General features: G+C 50.0%; 20 protein-coding genes, 1 tRNA gene and 1 pseudogene. 9 read left to right on the plus strand and 13 right to left on the minus strand.

What is annotated here, in order from left to right; all coding sequences use genetic code 11:
- Positions 1 to 6 precede the first annotated feature (6 nt).
- On the minus strand, positions 7 to 363 hold the full coding sequence (locus ITJ87_RS15180; RefSeq protein WP_117878954.1) for a hypothetical protein: 357 nt from the start codon (positions 361 to 363) through the stop codon (positions 7 to 9).
- A 10-nt stretch (positions 364 to 373) separates the two neighbouring features.
- Positions 374 to 592, minus strand: coding sequence for a hypothetical protein (locus ITJ87_RS15185; protein WP_117965765.1), 219 nt, complete (start codon positions 590 to 592; stop codon positions 374 to 376).
- A gap of 132 nt (positions 593 to 724) precedes the next feature.
- Between ITJ87_RS15185 and ITJ87_RS15190 the strand changes: the two genes are divergently transcribed.
- Complete coding sequence (locus ITJ87_RS15190) at positions 725 to 1,534, plus strand: S24 family peptidase (protein ID WP_009037009.1); 810 nt, start codon at positions 725 to 727, stop codon at positions 1,532 to 1,534.
- Between the two features lie 34 nt (positions 1,535 to 1,568).
- Here the strand turns inward: ITJ87_RS15190 and ITJ87_RS15195 are convergent, their stop codons facing one another.
- Together ITJ87_RS15195 and ITJ87_RS15200 are read right to left on the minus strand one after the other, a co-directional pair.
- A complete protein-coding gene (locus tag ITJ87_RS15195; protein WP_117878948.1) occupies positions 1,569 to 1,856 on the minus strand; it encodes a hypothetical protein in 288 nt (95 codons plus the stop codon).
- 96 nt (positions 1,857 to 1,952) lie between these two features.
- Positions 1,953 to 2,045: transfer RNA gene (locus tag ITJ87_RS15200), tRNA-OTHER, on the minus strand.
- A 475-nt stretch (positions 2,046 to 2,520) separates the two neighbouring features.
- Here ITJ87_RS15200 and ITJ87_RS18810 point away from each other — a divergent pair.
- On the plus strand, positions 2,521 to 2,730 hold the full coding sequence (locus ITJ87_RS18810; protein ID WP_117878946.1) for a hypothetical protein: 210 nt from the start codon (positions 2,521 to 2,523) through the stop codon (positions 2,728 to 2,730).
- A gap of 260 nt (positions 2,731 to 2,990) precedes the next feature.
- On the opposite strand, the pseudogene ITJ87_RS15205 reads toward ITJ87_RS18810, so the two are convergent.
- The 7 genes and pseudogenes from ITJ87_RS15205 to ITJ87_RS15235 all read right to left on the minus strand — a co-directional run.
- A pseudogene (locus ITJ87_RS15205) lies at positions 2,991 to 3,347 on the minus strand (N-acetylmuramoyl-L-alanine amidase); the annotation flags it as partial.
- Positions 3,348 to 3,393: 46 nt separating this feature from the next.
- Positions 3,394 to 3,495 carry a smalltalk protein gene (locus tag ITJ87_RS15210; RefSeq protein WP_005837396.1) on the minus strand — a complete coding sequence of 34 codons (102 nt, stop codon included), beginning with the start codon at positions 3,493 to 3,495 and terminating at the stop codon, positions 3,394 to 3,396.
- Between the two features lie 156 nt (positions 3,496 to 3,651).
- Positions 3,652 to 4,164 (minus strand): HU family DNA-binding protein, encoded by a 513-nt coding sequence (locus tag ITJ87_RS15215; RefSeq protein ID WP_005837397.1) that lies wholly within the window; start codon positions 4,162 to 4,164, stop codon positions 3,652 to 3,654.
- 252 nt (positions 4,165 to 4,416) lie between these two features.
- Complete coding sequence (gene dnaB, locus ITJ87_RS15220) at positions 4,417 to 5,796, minus strand: replicative DNA helicase (protein ID WP_117601285.1); 1,380 nt, start codon at positions 5,794 to 5,796, stop codon at positions 4,417 to 4,419.
- Positions 5,786 to 6,442, minus strand: a complete 657-nt coding sequence (locus ITJ87_RS15225) for a hypothetical protein (protein ID WP_117965771.1) — start codon at positions 6,440 to 6,442, stop codon at positions 5,786 to 5,788. Before ITJ87_RS15225 ends, dnaB begins: the two co-directional genes overlap by 11 nt.
- A gap of 187 nt (positions 6,443 to 6,629) precedes the next feature.
- On the minus strand, positions 6,630 to 6,932 hold the full coding sequence (locus ITJ87_RS15230; protein WP_005831107.1) for a DUF4248 domain-containing protein: 303 nt from the start codon (positions 6,930 to 6,932) through the stop codon (positions 6,630 to 6,632).
- A gap of 319 nt (positions 6,933 to 7,251) precedes the next feature.
- Positions 7,252 to 7,689, minus strand: coding sequence for a hypothetical protein (locus ITJ87_RS15235; RefSeq protein ID WP_117974371.1), 438 nt, complete (start codon positions 7,687 to 7,689; stop codon positions 7,252 to 7,254).
- Between the two features lie 480 nt (positions 7,690 to 8,169).
- Between ITJ87_RS15235 and ITJ87_RS15240 the strand changes: the two genes are divergently transcribed.
- From ITJ87_RS15240 to ITJ87_RS15270, 7 genes are read left to right on the plus strand one after another with little or no spacing between them, the layout of a single operon-like run.
- Positions 8,170 to 8,649 carry a hypothetical protein gene (locus ITJ87_RS15240; protein WP_117601230.1) on the plus strand — a complete coding sequence of 160 codons (480 nt, stop codon included), beginning with the start codon at positions 8,170 to 8,172 and terminating at the stop codon, positions 8,647 to 8,649.
- The gene (gene bioA, locus ITJ87_RS15245) at positions 8,646 to 10,880 is read left to right on the plus strand and encodes an adenosylmethionine--8-amino-7-oxononanoate transaminase (RefSeq protein WP_195690938.1); all 2,235 of its coding nucleotides are present in this window, start codon (positions 8,646 to 8,648) and stop codon (positions 10,878 to 10,880) included. Before ITJ87_RS15240 ends, bioA begins: the two co-directional genes overlap by 4 nt.
- Positions 10,881 to 10,914: 34 nt before the next feature.
- Complete coding sequence (locus tag ITJ87_RS15250; protein ID WP_117965776.1) at positions 10,915 to 12,105, plus strand: 8-amino-7-oxononanoate synthase; 1,191 nt, start codon at positions 10,915 to 10,917, stop codon at positions 12,103 to 12,105.
- A 6-nt stretch (positions 12,106 to 12,111) separates the two neighbouring features.
- Complete coding sequence (locus ITJ87_RS15255) at positions 12,112 to 12,801, plus strand: pimeloyl-ACP methyl esterase BioG family protein (protein WP_057252819.1); 690 nt, start codon at positions 12,112 to 12,114, stop codon at positions 12,799 to 12,801.
- Positions 12,786 to 13,562: a malonyl-ACP O-methyltransferase BioC gene (gene bioC / locus ITJ87_RS15260; RefSeq protein WP_117601233.1), complete on the plus strand. Its 777-nt coding sequence runs from the start codon at positions 12,786 to 12,788 to the stop codon at positions 13,560 to 13,562. Before ITJ87_RS15255 ends, bioC begins: the two co-directional genes overlap by 16 nt.
- Complete coding sequence (bioD, locus tag ITJ87_RS15265) at positions 13,562 to 14,209, plus strand: dethiobiotin synthase (RefSeq protein WP_117601234.1); 648 nt, start codon at positions 13,562 to 13,564, stop codon at positions 14,207 to 14,209. Before bioC ends, bioD begins: the two co-directional genes overlap by 1 nt.
- A 29-nt stretch (positions 14,210 to 14,238) precedes the next feature.
- Positions 14,239 to 15,411: a glycosyltransferase gene (locus ITJ87_RS15270; RefSeq protein WP_117601235.1), complete on the plus strand. Its 1,173-nt coding sequence runs from the start codon at positions 14,239 to 14,241 to the stop codon at positions 15,409 to 15,411.
- 5 nt (positions 15,412 to 15,416) lie between these two features.
- Here the strand turns inward: ITJ87_RS15270 and ITJ87_RS15275 are convergent, their stop codons facing one another.
- Both ITJ87_RS15275 and ITJ87_RS15280 read right to left on the minus strand, forming a co-directional pair.
- Positions 15,417 to 16,661, minus strand: a complete 1,245-nt coding sequence (locus ITJ87_RS15275) for an ABC transporter permease (protein ID WP_117601236.1) — start codon at positions 16,659 to 16,661, stop codon at positions 15,417 to 15,419.
- Between the two features lie 99 nt (positions 16,662 to 16,760).
- Entirely contained in the window at positions 16,761 to 17,960 is a 1,200-nt protein-coding gene (locus tag ITJ87_RS15280; RefSeq protein WP_117601237.1) for a pyridoxal phosphate-dependent aminotransferase, read from the minus strand.
- Positions 17,961 to 18,173: the final 213 nt, after the last annotated feature.

Below are 18,173 nucleotides of genomic sequence, written 5' to 3' on the forward strand. Positions count from 1 at the left end.
TATCTGTCAATCAATAGTTTTATCAATCGCCTTTAAGGCTTTATACTTGCGGTCTACCAGTCTACCTTCATCGTCAATAGTGAGTGTCCATGCGGGATGATACCCACGTAACCTTTTGTCCTCTGTTCTTTTGTCAGTACTATAGGCTAATACAAAAGAAAATCCCACAGCCGTACACCCGTCGGACAACGGTTCATCAAAATGTACACCCCAATAGGAATTCCTGCCACTACGGGTACCTACCGCCTTCGTCACTTGACGGACGGCAAACACGGGTACTCCACGCTCGTCGTAGCTATCCACAACGACAATCTCAGCACGCTCCGTGGCAAGAACCCTGCATTCTTCTTTCCAGTAAATCATAAAGATTTGTTTATAAGTTTTTTACTTTCTCGTACGGGTTATCTATCAATGTAACTTCATACATTTTACATCCGTGATTCAGTGCATAAGCACGAAGAGTTTTCGCAAATGGTGAGTTCGTCTCAAAATTCAATGCCGAACGCACAGTACGTGTAGTGGTAAAAAACTGTTTAGCGATGGCTTCTTGTTGTGAAGCGTCTGCTTTGATGAATCTTTCCTTTTCTGCCATTGTATTTCTATTTATAAAGTTAATTCTGTATATTTGGAGCGTTTTCCATTTGGATGACGATGCAAATATCGAAACTTCTTTCGATAGAAGCAAATAATTATCGAACTATTTCACGATTTATATATTAAAATCATGCAGAAAGACGAAACAATTCACGAGAGGATAACTCAATTAGTTAATAAGTACGGGAATGGGAAAAACACCGTATTTGCCTCTTTAATAGGAAGTAATGAAGCAAATGTCCGTGGCTACAGAACGTCAACGATGCCTAAATTTGATTTTTTAGAGAAAATCGCAAGAAATATCGATATAAATTTAGATTGGCTCTTGACCGGTCGCGGTTCTATGGAAAAACAGCCACCAAAATCTTCTTTTGCGTTATCTCAAATAAACAATGATTTTGTTTCAATCCCACTGGTAGACATCTCTGTTGCAGCAGGCTGCTGTGGCTACGATAATCCCGATTATTTGGAAGTAGTAGATACCATAAAAATGCCTTCATCCATGGTGCGTAATAGTGAGAAATACTTCTGCGTCCGCATCAAAGGAGAAAGTATGTCACCTACATTATTGGATAGCTCCTACGTTATCGTGAGATTACTCGACCGTTCTGAATGGCAGGACATGCCCGACCAACACATCTACGTCATTAGTGACACTGATGGGCGTTCATATATCAAACGCATCAAGAACCGATTCCGTCAACATGGATTCCTCGTCTGCATGTCAGATAATGTAGATAAGATCAATTACCCCAATTTTAATTTGGAAGCTCAGGAGATAAACACCATACTTCATGCTGAATGGTATTTCAGTGCTAAAATGCCGAATCTGAATGAAACATATTATGATAAAGTTAATCAACTGGAAGATGATATGGATGTAATGAAAGGGCAGATGGTGCAGATACAGCAATTGTTGCGTGCTATCAATGTAAAGTAAGAATAGAAATAAGAAAATAGCCAATTTGATAAGTTTACTTGCTGGTATTATTGGCACTTGGAAGGCCTGCTCTTAGCTCCTTGACTTTTTCCAATATTTTAGCGTATAGCTCTCGATATCCTGCATCTTCGATGTCACTTATATATCCATCAATAGGTTCATATCCGTTTACTGCACAAAACAAGATTTCGAGTGCACGCTGATACCGTGGAAGTTCCTTGTGCGAATAGAGAACCTCGCGGATGATATTTCTTTTTATAATGGGAATATCTATTTTCATACTAAATAATGCTCCCGGCACAATCACCGGGAGCATTTCCATCAAACAACTAATTAATTACCTTAATCTCCGCGCGCTTTATCCCTCAGTCGGAGCCCTGAATGCCGGGAGCGTTCTTCACACCTTCAAAAACCGTTGCGGCAGCAACAAGAGTCGAACTTGTGACAAAAGACCTGCATACGTGTTCACCACGTATGTACACCTTCGCTCTACCAGCTGAGCTATACTGCCAATTATTTGCGACGCGCGCACGTTTATTACGCTAAAATAGCACTTATTCCATAAATACCTATTATGAATCAACAGTTTATATGATTAGTACAATTATACTACCCGCTAAAAACACTATACTATCCCCCTATAAATATTTATTTAAACGCCTAAAAACATAACCTAAAAGGAAACATCATATAAAATACACCCTTTTCTAATTGTTAAAAAAGTATGCCTAAACTACATTACACAAGCTTATTGCCTATGAAAAAAGTATGTCTTATCGGTATGCCTTATGGTATGCCTAAACTTATTTTTAACATTTCACTCTATAACTATTCATCAATACCATCTATTCATTTGAGCATATAAAAGAACTTATGAAGTCATATCCTCTAAACACCCTAAATAGTATATATTTTATTCGGAAATACTTCTATATATTTATTATTTAGAATATATTTGTAGAAAGAAACTTCTAAATAATGAATTTATGACTAAGATAATTCACGTACATCTCATTTTCGAGAAAAAGGACTATTATTTCGGCAGTATCAGTGCCATTTATACCGTCCTAAATGACGCTCAAATAGGTATTAAAAAGAGCTCGCTACTTCATGCCGGTCTCACTGATGGTGGCGTTAAGACAACTCGTAGAGCCATTATCAAGCAGTCTCACCTCATTCGTTGTACCCAAGAATGACCTAAGCACTCCACACGGAAAAAGGGCTGAATCGCGCCTCAAAAAGCGTCAATTCAGCCCTCATCTTATATCCATTGTAACATTTGACCGTTTAAAGTGTTTTCATACCTTATTCAAATGTAATATCTGTGTCGCACAATGTAACAATTCGATTTGTTTCAGCGCACACAACTCAAATAGCCTCAAACCTTCTATTCATCGGCATTTCAGCATCATTTAACTCCCACATGCTTTACATACAAAGTGATTTACCCCCCTTAGCTCAGGTCGCGGTGACCGCAAAGCCGGGAACCGGGATAATCCTTCAGCAGCAGCAACACAAGCACACGCAGGGAGTGCTTTTGGAAAAGGGTGCGTGTATCGGCAGGGCGACCGCACTCGTCAAGACCGCCTTCGTAGCAGACACCGATGCTACCTGCATTCCACCCCCGGACATGGGCACCAGGCAGGGACAAGGGACGCAGGGACTTGATGTCACCGTTCTTGCGGATATAAAAATGATAACCTGCGCCGGGGCTTCTCCGGCGCAGGTGGTCTGTCGTCAAGTCGTGCTCCGTATAGCAGCGGTCGCAGCGGGTGGCGGAACAATGGACGACGATAAGATTGATGAATCTCATGAGAATTAAAAATTAGAAATTAAAAATTAAAAGTGAAGGAAACCCGCTACACTGTCATGGCATGGGCGCTCAGGGCACCAATAAGCGCGGAGGCTACAGCGATTATCACTTTCAGAATCTTATCCCAAACGGATGATTTTGTACTCATAAAATTAAGGATTAATGGTTAAGAATTAATGGTTAAGGATTAGTGATTAAGGATTAATGGCTAATGATTAATGGTTAATCATTAGGGATTGATTAGCGATAAACGATTTGCTTGTGTTCATTAACCCTTAATCACTAACCATTAATCATTCCTTTTTTATCCCAGCGGATTTTCGCCCTGGTCGCCGTCGTCGCCGGAGCCGCCTCCGGAACCACCGCCTTGATTGCCGCCGCCGGAGCCGCCCTCCTCGGGCTTGTCGAGCACAAAGCCCACATTCGCCGGGCTACGGGTCACGGCGGTACTGCCGTTCACCAGCTTCAACTCCTTGTCGGGGATAAAGCGGATATTCACCTTCGAGATATTGCGCACCGTACATTTGTCCGAGGCCTCCATGCCGGGACAGCGGAACGTCATGTGGAAAGTGCCCAGCTGGTTCAGCTTCACCTTGTCGCCGTTGGCAAGGTTGCCTTGAATCTCCTCCACCAGGGCTTCGATGACGTGCTTCACGTCGCCCTTCGTCATGGCACAGTTTTTCTGAATGGAGGCGGCAAGGACATCGATGTCCACGGTGCCGCAGGTCTTGGGTTTCTGACGGAGATAGTACAACATGGGCGAAGCCGGGTTGCTTACGATTTTACGGCGCTGGAAGCGCTCTACAATTACATCCATAAATTTGAAAAGTTAAGGTTTAAGTTAAGAAAAATGAGTTATAAGAGAGAAGTGGGTAAGGGAAGGGATAGGGCGCCCAAATCAATGATTATTCCTTTTCTTAAGCACATTACAAAGATACAACATTAAGAAGCGGAAGTCAAGTGTTTTGCCATTTTTTTTACTACAAAAAACACGGAGACACAGAGTTTTTCAAGCAATAAGAAAAATCTCCGTGTCTTTGTGTCTCTGCATTCTATAAATTTCCATCCATCACTTTGCATTCCTCGTCAGCCACTCCAATGGTGGTATGTAGTCCACCAGTTTTGTCATGCTTTGGTTATGGTGGAAATAGACTTCACCGGTTTTGCCATTACGGTGCTTGGCTATGATGACGATGCCCAAGCCATCGGTGGGATAAGTACTCTTCTTATCGACGGTCTTGCCGTAGAGGGCAGGGCGGCAAAGCAGCATTACCATATCCGCATCCTGCTCTATGGCGCCGCTCTCGCGCAGGTTGCTCAGGGTGGGGCGATGGTCTATGGTACCGTCGCTCGCCCGGTTCAGCTGGCTCAGCAGCAGTACGGGGATATCCAGCTCCTTGGCCAGCAGCTTTGCCTTGCGGCTTGCCTGCGCCACTTCCTGCTCGCGGTTACGGTTTTTCTGGTCACTCCTCATGTCACATAGTTGCAGATAGTCCACAATCACCATGTCACAGCGATTCTTGCTCTTCAGCAGGCGGGCGGAAGAACGCACGCGGTCCATGCTCGTCATCGGATGGTCGTCTATCAGTATGGGCAACCGCGACAACTCGGCAGATGCCTCATGCACCTGCCTCACCTCGCCGGGGGTGAGCTGGCCGCTGCGCAGGTGTTGCGGGTCTACTCCCTCCGTAGCTGCAAGCAGCCAGCGGTCGCCCAGGCGCTCGCCTTGCATTTCGAGGCTGAAGACCACCACATGACGCCCCGCCATGGCAGCGGCACGGGCCAGGTGGAGGGCAAAGGCGGTCTTCCCCACCGACGGACGGGCAGCAAGGATGTTCAAGTCGCCGCGCTGCCAGCCCGCCGTAACGTGGTCCAGAGCGTCAAAACCCGTAGGGATACCCGTAATGCCGTTGCATCCGTGCTCCATACGCTGCTCCACCTCGGCCAGCGTGTCGTCCATCAGCCGGTCTATGGAGCGAAGGTGGTCGGCTACGCCGCTCTCGTCCTCTAGCCCCTCCAGCAGTCGATGGGCTTCCACCAGGATGTCGTCAATATCCATCGACTCGTCGGCACTGAACGCCAGCAGTTGCTGGAATCCCGTACGCATGATACGCCGCGTGTGCAATTGCCTAAGGATGAGCGCATGATACTCCAGATGAGCACTGGAGCTGACCTTCGAGCTGATGCGCAGCAGTTCGTAAGGCCCGCCCACGGCATCGAGTTTGCCACGGGCTGCCAGTTCGTTCTTCAACGTGATGGTGTCTATGGACTTCGCGCTGCGATACATCGATTGCAGGGCGGCAAAAATTTCCAGATTCTTCTCCTCGTAGAACATCTCGGGACGCAGTTTGTCCGCCACCAGAGGCATGGCAGCGCGCTCTATCATGCAGGCACCGATGACAGCTTCTTCGAGGTCACTGTCGTGGGAAAAAGTAGTTTCAGTCATCATATTCATTTTCAAAAGATTTGTCCGCCAGATAGGTGGCGGCTTGTTTACAATATTTTTGGTTGTTCAGATGGTCGTAATATTCGTCGATGTTGTCCAGTGCCCGCTGTTTCTCGCCTGCCGTCAATTTTTTCCATTCGCGACGGGCCCGGCCGATGTTTACCTTGGGATGCTCGGTGATGTCATGAAACTTTTCCCAGAAGATGCAGAAGTCCTCTCCCGCCCCAGCCACCGGCGCTGCCTTCTTCTTCCGCGGGGCTGCTTTAGGACGGGCATTGCCGGTAAGGAAATCATAATCGGGGATACGGATGTGCATCACGTAGGGGTTGGCCACCCGCTCCACGATACCGGCGTCGAACATCTTGTTGAAGAAGTAGCGCGTACGGTTGCGGGGCCACCCCAATATCTCCATCCAGTGGGCCAGGGAAAGTACGGACTCGCCACGTACACAGTCGAAAAGGTGTCCCCTGACGTTGCAGGTCACCGTGCTGTAGTTGACGTGTGTCAGCACAAAGACAAAGGCTTCGAAGGCATCGGCGGCTTTCTCTCCGGTTTTCATATTCATTTGTTCCTCAAACAAGGCTTTGGGGAAGAGGAGATAGCCTTTCTTCAGCATCTCCGTTGTCATGGGTCTCATTTCTTTTTCCATTTTTGTCTATTCTTAATTCGATAATGCGACAAAGGTAAGGGACCAGCCAGGGGGATACAAATAAGCGGTTAGAATCGGCTAAAAATTAATGAAATACATAAGGTGGCGAGAGAGGGTTTCACCTCATCCTCCACCACCCTATATAATAATATACTAAAATAATCAGAATGTATTAGAAATACATTCTCTATTTCGCATATTTTTTAGAGACCAGAAGATACGGATTTTTCACGGTCATATCCTTCACGTGGTCGGGCATCCCCCAGTAGCTCAAGAGGATGCCTATCTGTACGGGGGTGAGGTGGGCAGTCCTGGCGGTATAGCCCTGGTCCGTCAGGTCCTTCAGCAGGCAAGCGTGTTCCGCAATGGAACGGCGCAGGGCCTTTACGGCCGAGCAGGCATACGCGTAGTTTGGGTAATAGGCCACTGCTACATCTGCAATGCGATGGCATCCCTCGAGCAGCCATTCAAAACTTTGTTCTTTTATCATTTTGCATATATTTATTAATAAAACATGTTGCAAAGTTAGAATGGGAGGGAAAACTGGGAAAGTTCGAGTGGCAATAAGAAAACTTGCTCAAGAAAAATGAATGTGTCAAAACGGTTGATGACACACCCTCACTGTCTTATTGATAAAAGCAACACTTTCATACTATAGTAGTGAAGCACACATTTTGTGTATTTCATGCAACTTATCGGTCAGCGATTTTTTTTAAGAGAGACAGCCATATTATATCTCGCCTGCCTATTAACGAGGAGTTCCGCACTAATCCCTAAGGCTGCTTCTACCATAAGAGCGAAGTCACTGGTTACATCTCCCTCTCCCTCTTGAAGTACCCCAGCACCGTGGCCGGTGTAAGACAGCAGCGTTCCACGCTTTTCAGGCGGCTCTGAAAAGTATATCGGGAGCATAGCACAAGGCAGAACCAAGTATAGTTCAAGCTACGGTGCAAGCGGTGCTGAAGGTGGTCGAAAAAACGGGAAACACGGGCAAAGAAGCTAGCGATACGCTCGCGGGGGACAAAACGGGAAGGCTGTGCGGCAGCATTGCGGGAGCGCTTGGCGGTACGTTCCATCTGTGCAAGGGTATACTCCAGTTGCTCGATGTCATTGCGGGTGTTCTCCATGGTTTGTTCCAATTTCTCGCGTCGTGCCTGCTGCTTGGCATATCGTTCTTTTCTGTCAGCGATTCGATTTTTGAGGTCTTCTGCGGTGAGGTTTATTCCTTTGTTCTGGATTGATTTCATTATAAACGTCTGTTTTATAGTTGTTTGTCTGTATATAAGTTCACGAAAACACATCATCCGTCTGCACCGAATGCATAATGCATAAAGGGCAAACGGATGATATATCAGGAGCAAATGTACGATGAATATTGCAGATAAAGTTCTTAATGACCATTAAGTCTTGTTATAAAACATGATATTATCTACTGCAAATTTGGAGATTATCAGAAAACACGTACCTTTGCAATGTGTTTTTCATAGTATTAGATTTAAGGTTAACAAAAGATTGGCTGTCTGGGATAGATAGCCTTTTTTTATGCCCATACCATTCAATTCATCCAATTAGCCTCAATTTCACTTTATACAACCTTCCAACCCACTAAAGTATTCTTAAGTCCAATTTGCGCGTTTTTTTCATGCATGACCATTACCGTTATGAAATTATTTTTTCTACATTTGCATCTGCTAAAAGGAAACAAAACCGCATCAGGCAGAAAAAACATGAGGAATACATCACCCGCCGCACCTACCATCCGCTTCCGCCGCTGGAGCAGAAAAGCCTACGCTGCATTTGCCAGCATAGGGCGGTGTGTCACCATCGGTTGCCTGCGCAAAAACGTGGCAGACAGTTCTCTCTCCAAACAGAAAGCTGCTGGAACTGCCGGACATGCCGGATGCAGGGAAGAGAGTGCCTGGAGGGGTAAAACGGAAGGAAGGAAAAGCGACATCGGCATTCCGCTGGGTAGCAGCAGCGCCCTGACAAGTATCCTCACGGAGCTTGGAACGAACCGACACATTCTTTTTGAAACACAAGTCATCCGCCCCTGCGGAAATACGGGCGGACAAGACACACATAGCCTGAAACAAAAGAGAATAAGAGGTACGGATTACTGGAAGCCATGCAGCAGAATGACGAGCTGCACCGCCCCGGCAATCCGTACCTCTGTCTTTATCCATGAACATAACCCAAGAAAGATATGACCCTACAGAAATTAAAGGAACAAGTGCTGCGCGGCAGCCACATCAGTAAGGAAGAAGCCGAATGGCTGGCTGTGCAACCAGACAAGGAAGCGCTATACGAAGCTGCCCACGAGATAACCCGGGCCCGAGCCTCGGAGGAGTTCGACATGTGCTCCATCATTAATGCCAAGTCCGGACGATGCCCGGAAAACTGCAAGTGGTGTGCACAGTCGTCGCACTACAAAACCCAGGCAGACGTGTACGACCTGGTGAATAAAGAAGAATGCCTGCGGCATGCCCTGCATAATGAAGCCCAGGGCGTGGCACGTTTCTCGCTGGTGACCAGTGGACGGAAGCCCTCCTCCAAAAACATGGAGAAACTGTGCGAAGCCGCCCGGCACATGCGCCGGCACTCGTCCATCCAGTTGTGCGCATCACTGGGACTGCTCAACGAAGACGAAATGCGGGCACTGCACGACGCAGGCATCACCCGCTATCACTGCAACCTGGAGACAGCCCCCTCCTACTTTCCCCAACTGTGCAGCACGCACACGCAGGAAGAGAAGCTGCGTACCCTGCAAGCCGCCCGCAACGTAGGCATGGACATCTGCAGCGGCGGCATCATCGGCATGGGCGAGAGCATGGAGCAACGCATCGAATTCGCCTTCACACTGCGCGAGCTGGAAGTACAGTCCATCCCCATCAACCTCCTGAGCCCCATCCCCGGCACACCGCTGGAACGGCAGGCACCACTCAGCGAGGAGGAAATACTGACCACCATCGCCCTCTTCCGCTTCATCAACCCGACAGCTTTCCTCCGCTTTGCCGGAGGACGCTCGCAACTGAGCAAGGAGGCCGTGAAGCAAGCGCTGCACATCGGCATCAACTCCGCCATCGTGGGCGACCTGCTGACAACGCTCGGCTCGAAAGTGTCGGAAGACAAGGTGCTGATAGAAGATGCCGGATACCGGTTCTGCGGCTCGCAGTTCGACAGAGAGCACCTATGGCACCCATATACCTCCACCACCAACCCGCTACCGGTGTATAAGGTGAAGCATGCAGAAGGCGCCACCATCACCCTGGAAAGCGGAGAAACACTCGTAGAGGGAATGTCGTCGTGGTGGTGCGCCGTCCACGGGTACAACCACCCTACGCTGAACCGGGCGGCAGAGGAACAGCTGGGCAAGATGTCGCATGTGATGTTCGGAGGGCTGACACACGACCCTGCCATTGAACTGGGCCAGTTGCTGCTACCGCTTGTCCCGCCGTCCATGCAGAAGATATTCTATGCCGACTCGGGCTCGGTGGCAGTAGAGGTGGCCTTGAAAATGGCCGTGCAGTACTGGTATGGCAAGGGAAAGGCGAAGAAGAACAATTTTGTGACTATCCGTTCGGGCTATCACGGGGATACATGGAATGCCATGTCTGTCTGCGACCCGGTGACGGGCATGCATTCGCTGTTCGGTGCATCATTGCCGGTGCGCTATTTCGTGCCGCAGCCGCGCTCGCGCTTCCACGGCGAATGGGATGAACGGGATACGGTGGAACTGCGGAAACTGGTAGAGGAGCATCACGAGGAACTGGCAGCGCTTATCCTCGAACCTGTGGTGCAGGGCGCTGGCGGCATGTGGTTCTACCCCCCCCAGTACCTGCACGAAGCGGCACAGATATGCAAGGAACATGGCCTGCTGCTGATATTCGATGAGATAGCCACGGGCTTCGGACGGACGGGAAAACTCTTTGCCTGGGAGCACGCGGGTGTAGAACCGGACATCATGTGCATAGGAAAGGCCATAACGGGCGGATACATGACGCTGTCTGCCGTACTGACGACGAATGAAGTGGCGGATACCATCTCCAACCATACACCGGAGGTGTTTATGCACGGACCCACCTTTATGGGGAATCCACTGGCATGCGCCGTGGCGTGCGCTTCGGTGAAGCTGCTGACCTCGCCCGAATACGACTGGCAAGGCAAGGTGACTCGCATCAGCCGGCAACTGCAAGAAGAGCTTGAACCGGCACGCCGATTGCCGCAAGTGATGGATGTACGTGTGCTGGGAGCCATCGGGGTGATTGAGACAAAAGAACCCGTAGACATGGCGTGGATGCAAAAACGCTTCGTTGAGGAGGGAATCTGGGTACGCCCGTTCGGAAGATTGGTATACCTGATGCCTCCGTTCATTATAGAGCCGGAACAGCTGAGGAAGCTGACGGGAGGGTTGATGAAAATTATACAGGAAATGAATTGAGAGGATAAAGGGGAAATTATTATATCAAGAATTTATGAACGTAACTAACTATATGCAGCAAGAGCTGCAAACATTGAAAGAACACAGCAACCTGCGCCGCCTGCCGCAACTGACACACGAGGGACGCACGGTTATAGCCGATGGCCGGCATATGCTGAACCTTTCGTCCAACGACTATCTGGGTCTGGCTGCCGACCGCCAGCTAAAGGAAGAATTCCTGCAGACACTAACACCGGACACCTTCCTGCCGACTTCCTCCTCCTCCCGCCTGCTGACGGGGAACTTCGGGATTTACGAAGAACTGGAGACGGAACTCGCCACACTTTTCGGCACAGAGACAGCACTGGTGCTCAATAGCGGCTATCATGCCAATATGGGGATTCTGCCCGCCGTGAGCGATGCACAAACCCTGATACTGGCAGACAAGCTGGTGCATGCCAGCATCATCGACGGCATCCGCCTATCCACCGCACGCTGCATCCGCTTCCGCCACAACGACCTGGTGCAACTGGAACGCCTGCTGGAACAACACCATGCAACATACCGGCAACTTATTATCGTCACAGAAAGCATCTTCAGCATGGACGGTGACCAAGCCGACCTCACGGCATTGGTGCGTTTGAAAAAAAGATACTCCAACGTACTGCTCTATGTGGACGAAGCCCATGCATTCGGCGTAAGGGGACCGCGCGGCCTGGGCTGCGCCGAAGAAACCGGATGCATCCGGGATATAGATTTCCTCGTGGGCACCTTCGGCAAGGCAGCGGCGTCTGCCGGCGCATACATCGCCTGCTGCCGGACGATACGCGAGTATCTCGTCAACCGGATGCGAACCCTCATCTTCACCACGGCATTGCCTCCGACAAGTATTGCCTGGACACTGTTTATCGTGCGGAAACTTGCCGGAATGCAGAACCGCCGCGAGCATCTGGCTAGAATCGGCCGGACGCTGCGCGAAGCATTACAAGCCAAAGGGTACGGATGCCCCAGCGCAAGCCATATCGCCCCTCTGATTATCGGCCCCAGTGCCGACACTGTGCTGTGCGCAGAGTTGCTGCAGAGGCATGGGTTCTATGCACTGCCGGTACGCCCGCCCACGGTGCCCGAAGGAACATCACGCATCCGCTTCTCATTGACAGCGGACATACGGGAAGATGAGATTGGAGAACTGATTCCCCTTATTCCCCTAAAGGAAGAGAAGAATACTAACGCTATACGATTCTAAAAACAGATGAAACAAAGTTACATTATACACGAACATCATCCCCGGCTATTGCTGTTCTTTGCCGGCTGGGGAGCCGATGAGACTCCTTTCAAAATGTATCGTCCGGCAGCCAGCGACTTCATGGTGTGCTATGACTACCGCACACTGGATTTTGACGCCTCCGGACTGGAAAAATACCGCGAAATCAACCTCATCGGCTGGTCTATGGGGGTATGGGCGGCTTCGCAGACCATGCCACAGCTCTCATCGCCAGGTACGTCCGGCGAAGGTATCCATATGGCAAACAGCATCGCCATCAACGGAACACCCTACCCCATAGACCAGCATATGGGTATTCCACCCGCCATCTACCACGGGACATTGGACGGACTGACCGGGGCTTCACTGCACAAATTCCTCCGCCGCATGTGCGCCAACGGAGCAGCCTTCAAAGCTTTCCTGGAAATCACTCCCCGCCGTCCGCTGGAAGAGTTGAGAGATGAGTTGACGGAGATTGAGAAGATGTACCACACACTGCCTGCTGCCACCTTCCACTGGCAGCAGGCAGTAACGGGAGGCAACGACCGCATCATTCCGCCAGCCAACCAGCTGCAAGCCTGGGAAACACTCGGCACCCCCGTGCTGCAAACGGAGGATGCCCACTATCAGGAAGAGTTATTCAGACATTACCTGCAAGACCTATGGACAAGCCACTGAACCCGATGGACAAACAACTGATAGCCTCCCGCTTTGCCAAAGCCCGGAATACCTATACCCGGGAGGCCCGCGTGCAGCAACAAGTCGCCGAGAAGATGATGCAGCTCATAAAGGAACCATACACACGTTTCCACCGTGTCGTAGAGTTTGGCTGCGGAACGGGAAGCTACTCGCGTATCCTCCTCCACACCTTGCAACCGGAAACCCTGCTGCTGAACGACTTGTGCCGGGAAATGGAAGAGTGCGTCAAGGAACTTTGCGACGGCACTACCGTGCAGTTCGTCCCCGGTGATGCCGAAGCCATCGACTTCCCCGGAGAAACCGACCTGATAACCTCGTGCTCCACCCTACAATGGTTCAACGACCCAGGTGCTTTCTTCACCCGCTGCCACCAAGCACTGGTGGCAGACGGCCTGCTTGCCTTCAGCACCTTCGGCGCCACAAACATGCACGAAATACGCCAACTGACTGGGCACGGGCTGGACTATCCCTCCATTAAGGAGCTGCAAGCCCTGCTGTCTCCCGGCTTCGATATTCTCCATGCCGAAGAAGAGGTGATATCCCTGCCCTTCCCCACTCCCCAGGCAGTGCTGAAGCATCTGAAGCAAACCGGAGTCACGGGTACGGAAAAAAGGATGTGGACGCGTGGCCGCCTGCAATCCTTCTGCGAAGAATACACAACCCGGTTCAGTGATGCCGCAGGCAACGTAAGCCTAACCTATCACCCTATTTATATCATCGCACGAAAAAAGACAAAATAATGGAAACAAAAAACATCTACTTCATCAGCGGCATTGATACAGATGCCGGAAAAAGCTATTGCACCGCCTGGTATGCCCGTGAGCTTATGCAACGCGGCCTGCGCGTCATCACCCAAAAGTTCATCCAGACCGGCAACACCGGCCATTCCGAGGACATCGACCTGCACCGCCACCTCACCGGAACCGGCTACCTGCCGGAAGACAAAGAGGGGCTGACCATGCCCGAGATATTCTCCTACCCCTGCTCCCCCCACCTCGCCGCCCGCATAGACAAGCGCCCGATAGACTTCGTGAAAATAGAGCGTGCCACCAGGGAACTTTCCCACCGCTATGATACCGTGCTCGTAGAAGGAGCCGGAGGTCTGATGGTTCCCCTCACCGAAGATTTCCTGACGATAGACTACATTGTGGAAAAGCAGTACCCGCTTATCTTCGTCACCTCCGGAAAGCTGGGCAGCATCAACCACACCCTGCTGAGCTTCGAAGCCATCAAGAACCGGGGCATCGCACTCGATACGGTACTCTACAACCTCTATCCCACCGTGGAGGATAAGACTATCCAGGAAGACACGATGAAATACATCAAGCAGTATTTGTCCAAGCACTTTCCCGGAACAAAGTTTGAGGCAGTGCCGGAAATTGCGTAAATTTGCAGCACATAAACGTCCTACTGCACATGGAAGCATTTACATTAGATTCAACTGAAATTATCGTACTCGCCGTAGCGGGTGGTCTGTTCCTTATTCAAATTATCTACTACCTCTGTCTCTACAACCGTATTCATGCACGCCGCCGTGCCGTGAAGCAGGGAAACATGCACTTCACCCAGGAACTGCCCCCCATATCCGTCATCATCTGCGCCCGCGAGGAATCCGAAAATCTGCGCCGCAACCTGGGCGCCGTGCTGGAGCAGGACTATCCCCTATTTGAAGTCATCGTCATTAACGACGGCAACACTGATGAGAGCGAAGATTACCTGACCATCCTCGAGGAGAAATACCCCCATCTCTACCACAGCTTCGTGCCCGATTCCTCCCGCTACATCAGCCGTAAGAAGCTGGCTGTGACGCTTGGAATCAAGGCCAGCAAATATGAATGGCTGGTGTTTACCAATGCCAACTGCATGCCCCAAAGCAACCAATGGCTGCGACTGATGGCACGCAACTTCACATCACGTACCCAAGTGGTGCTAGGATACAGCGGCTACGAACGCGGCAAAGGCTGGCTGCACAAACGGGTGGCATTCGACAATCTGTTCACTTCCATGCGCTATCTGGGATTTGCCCTGGCAGGCAGCCCCTACATGGGCATCGGGCGTAACCTGGCCTACCGGAAGGAACTCTTCTACCAACAGAAAGGATTCTCCGCACACCTCAACCTGCAACGGGGAGACGACGATTTGTTCATCAACCACGTGGCTACCCCGGAGAACACGCGGGTAGAAACGGATGCCAATGCCATTGTACGCATGCAACCGCTTCTGCGTGCCAAGGACTGGAAAGAAGAGAAAATAGGTTACGCCTCCACAGCACGGCTGTATCATGGGATGCAACGCTGGCTGGCCGGTTTTGAGACCCTGACTCGCCTGGTATTCCACGCATCCTGGATAGCAGCGATGTTCATCGGCATTATGCACTTCCACTGGCTGGCAGCAGGCGTCGCTTGTCTTTTGTTCCTGTTCCGTTTCACCCTGCAGGCCGTCATTGTCAACAAGACTGCCCGCGACCTGGAAGAACAACGTAGATATTACTTCACACTACCGGCTTTCGACCTATTGCAGCCGATACAGTCTTTACGTTGGAAATGGTACTGTCTGTTCCGCAAGAAAAGCGATTTTCTGAGAAAGTGATTCTCTTATTCGTAACGGATGGAAGTTGCCGGATGGATGCGTGTAATCAGAAATGAAGGGCCCAACAACATCAGGACTGAAGCCAGCAATGTACCGGCATTCAGTAGCAGGAACAGCCAGATATTGAAAGATACCGGAACAGTAGCCATATAATAGGTCTCAGGGTCGAGCTTGAACAAGCCGGACCAGCGCTGCACAAAATAGAATGCAAGGCCGATTATGTTCCCCCAGAGCATGCCTTTCCCGATGAGGAAGACCGAAAACCAAAGGAAAACTTTACGAATAGTAAAGTTGTTGGCTCCCAAAGACTTCAGCACACCTATCATGGAGGTACGCTCTATGATGATAATCAGCAGGCCGGATACCATGGTGAACCCCGCCACTCCAATCATCAGAATGAGAATGACCCAGATGTTGACATCCAAGATGCCCAGCCAGGCAAAGATTTGAGGATTGAGCTGCTCTACATTGCGGACGCAATACTCGGCGCCATAACGGTCGGGATTCCCGTCCGTATCGGCAGCTACCTCATAGGTGGTTTCTTCCAGCTTGTCATAATCGCGTATTTCCAGCTCCATGCCACTCACCTGGTCTGGCTCCCAGTTGTTCAGGCGATTCACCAGGTAGAGGTCGGTAAGCAGGAATAGGTTGTCGTATTCAGAGAAGTTGGTTTGGTAGATACCTGCAATCTTCAGGCGGCGGGCACGCACATCGTCCTGGATGAAGTAGGTGTCTATCTTGTCACCGAGTTTCAATTGCAGCTTGTTGGCAAGAGACTTTGAGATGACTACGCGGTTGGACGAAGCAGAATCGCTGAATTGCGGAAACTCCCCCTCCAGCAAATGGCGGTGGAAGAAGGTGCTATCATACTCCTGCCCCACACCTTTCAGCACCATTCCCTGAAAGGCATCGGCGGTCTTTATCATCCCCGGCTTGGTGGAGTAGCGTTGTACATGCTTCACTTCGGGATAATCGGAAAGCGCAGCCATCATGCTGTCACCCACCACCACCGGACGCGTCTCGTATGAGCGTGCAGCATCCAGGTTGCCTATCTGGATATGGGCACCGAAACCCACGATTTTATCCCTTACCTCGCTCTTGAAGCCGACAATGACGGACACGGCAATAATCATCACCGCCAGTCCAAGGGCAATGCCCACCATGGCAATAAGGACAGCCGGACGGGAAACTTGCTTGCCCGGCTCCGAGTTGCGATAAATGCGCAACGCTATAAAGCGAGATAGATTCATGGGCCATTATTTTTTAGGCGCAGATTACACGGAAGATTTGAAACAAACGTCTTTATCTTAAGTTTTCCGTGTAATCCGCGCCTAATGAATTATTTCATTTTATTCGGTTCGCCCCGGATAGGCTTCCAATGCTTTTTGCAGGATAAACAAGGCGCGGTTCAAGTCATCTTTCTTCAGTACGTATGCGATACGCACTTCGTTGCGACCAGAACCCGGCGTAGTATAGAAGCCGGACGCAGGCGCCATGAATACCGTCTGTCCCTCGTATTCAAACTCCGACAGGCACCAGGCACAGAACTTGTCCGAATCATCTACCGGCAGCTTTGCCACCGTATAGAACGCTCCCATCGGAATGGGCGAATATACGCCCGGTATGCGGTTCAATCCGTCAATCAGGCATTTACGGCGTTCTACATATTCATCGTATGTGTCGCGCAGATAATCCTCATCAGCATCCAACGATGCTTCTGCGGCGATCTGGCCAATCAATGGAGGACTGAGACGCGCCTGGCAGAACTTCATGACAGCATCCCGGATTTCCTTGTTCTTCGTTATCAGGGCACCGATGCGGATACCGCACTCCGAATAGCGCTTGGACACGGAATCAATCAGCACCACATTGTTCTCAATGCCTTCCAGATGGCAGGCAGAGATATAGGGAGAACCCGTATAAATAAATTCACGGTACACCTCGTCCGAGAAGAGGAACAAATCGTACTTCTTCACAAGGTCGCGAATCTGGTTCATTTCACGGCGTGTATAGAGGTAACCCGTAGGATTGTTGGGATTGCAAATCAAAATGGCCCGCGTGCGCTCGTTAATCAGCTCTTCGAACTTCTCTACCTTGGGCAACGAGAAACCCTCTTCGATGGTCGTGGCAATGGTGCGTATCTTAGCTCCGGCAGAGATGGCAAACGCCATATAATTAGCATAGGCCGGCTCGGGAACAATGATTTCATCACCCGGATTGAGGCAAGCCAGGAAAGAAAACAAGACCGCCTCCGAGCCGCCGGAAGTGATGATGATGTCGTCTGCAGTCAGATTGATATTGTACTTCGCATAGTAACCCACCAACTTCTCGCGGTAACTGCGATACCCCGCACTGGGACTGTATTCCAGAACTTTCCGGTCGATGTTCCGTATCGCTTCAATCGCGACTTCCGGAGTAGGCAGGTCGGGTTGTCCGATGTTCAGGTGGAATACATGTATGCCCCTCTGCTTGGCAGCATCTGCCAAAGGAGCCAGTTTTCTGATAGGAGATGCGGGCATCTCCATTCCGCGAATAGATATTGTTGGCATGAGGTTATTTACTATTTGACAATTTACAATTTACTATTTAATAGACTATTTATAAGTGATATTGCTATCACTTTATCATTAAAGTTGCAAATGTAGCGAATTATTTGAAACCAAAAGGAAGGCAAGACCATAAAAACTTTAAAAAACTTATCTATCGTAAAAACTCTATGATATGTAAACGGAAACTTGTATCTTTGAAAAAGCAAACGAACC

This window comes from Bacteroides sp. HF-162 (assembly GCF_015679285.1).
GTDB classification, from domain to species: domain Bacteria; phylum Bacteroidota; class Bacteroidia; order Bacteroidales; family Bacteroidaceae; genus Bacteroides; species Bacteroides uniformis.

Coding starts and splice junctions, on each gene's coding strand:
- ITJ87_RS15180 (WP_117878954.1), bottom strand. CDS start 363: ATGATTTACTGGAAAGAAGAATGCAGGGTTCTTGCCACGGAGCGTGCT.
- ITJ87_RS15185 (WP_117965765.1), bottom strand. CDS start 592: ATGGCAGAAAAGGAAAGATTCATCAAAGCAGACGCTTCACAACAAGAA.
- ITJ87_RS15190 (WP_009037009.1), top strand. CDS start 725: ATGCAGAAAGACGAAACAATTCACGAGAGGATAACTCAATTAGTTAAT.
- ITJ87_RS15195 (WP_117878948.1), bottom strand. CDS start 1,856: ATGGAAATGCTCCCGGTGATTGTGCCGGGAGCATTATTTAGTATGAAA.
- ITJ87_RS18810 (WP_117878946.1), top strand. CDS start 2,521: ATGACTAAGATAATTCACGTACATCTCATTTTCGAGAAAAAGGACTAT.
- ITJ87_RS15210 (WP_005837396.1), bottom strand. CDS start 3,495: ATGAGTACAAAATCATCCGTTTGGGATAAGATTCTGAAAGTGATAATC.
- ITJ87_RS15215 (WP_005837397.1), bottom strand. CDS start 4,164: ATGGATGTAATTGTAGAGCGCTTCCAGCGCCGTAAAATCGTAAGCAAC.
- dnaB (WP_117601285.1), bottom strand. CDS start 5,796: ATGATGACTGAAACTACTTTTTCCCACGACAGTGACCTCGAAGAAGCT.
- ITJ87_RS15225 (WP_117965771.1), bottom strand. CDS start 6,442: ATGGAAAAAGAAATGAGACCCATGACAACGGAGATGCTGAAGAAAGGC.
- ITJ87_RS15230 (WP_005831107.1), bottom strand. CDS start 6,932: ATGATAAAAGAACAAAGTTTTGAATGGCTGCTCGAGGGATGCCATCGC.
- ITJ87_RS15235 (WP_117974371.1), bottom strand. CDS start 7,689: ATGAAATCAATCCAGAACAAAGGAATAAACCTCACCGCAGAAGACCTC.
- ITJ87_RS15240 (WP_117601230.1), top strand. CDS start 8,170: ATGAGGAATACATCACCCGCCGCACCTACCATCCGCTTCCGCCGCTGG.
- bioA (WP_195690938.1), top strand. CDS start 8,646: ATGACCCTACAGAAATTAAAGGAACAAGTGCTGCGCGGCAGCCACATC.
- ITJ87_RS15250 (WP_117965776.1), top strand. CDS start 10,915: ATGAACGTAACTAACTATATGCAGCAAGAGCTGCAAACATTGAAAGAA.
- ITJ87_RS15255 (WP_057252819.1), top strand. CDS start 12,112: ATGAAACAAAGTTACATTATACACGAACATCATCCCCGGCTATTGCTG.
- bioC (WP_117601233.1), top strand. CDS start 12,786: ATGGACAAGCCACTGAACCCGATGGACAAACAACTGATAGCCTCCCGC.
- bioD (WP_117601234.1), top strand. CDS start 13,562: ATGGAAACAAAAAACATCTACTTCATCAGCGGCATTGATACAGATGCC.
- ITJ87_RS15270 (WP_117601235.1), top strand. CDS start 14,239: ATGGAAGCATTTACATTAGATTCAACTGAAATTATCGTACTCGCCGTA.
- ITJ87_RS15275 (WP_117601236.1), bottom strand. CDS start 16,661: ATGAATCTATCTCGCTTTATAGCGTTGCGCATTTATCGCAACTCGGAG.
- ITJ87_RS15280 (WP_117601237.1), bottom strand. CDS start 17,960: ATGCCAACAATATCTATTCGCGGAATGGAGATGCCCGCATCTCCTATC.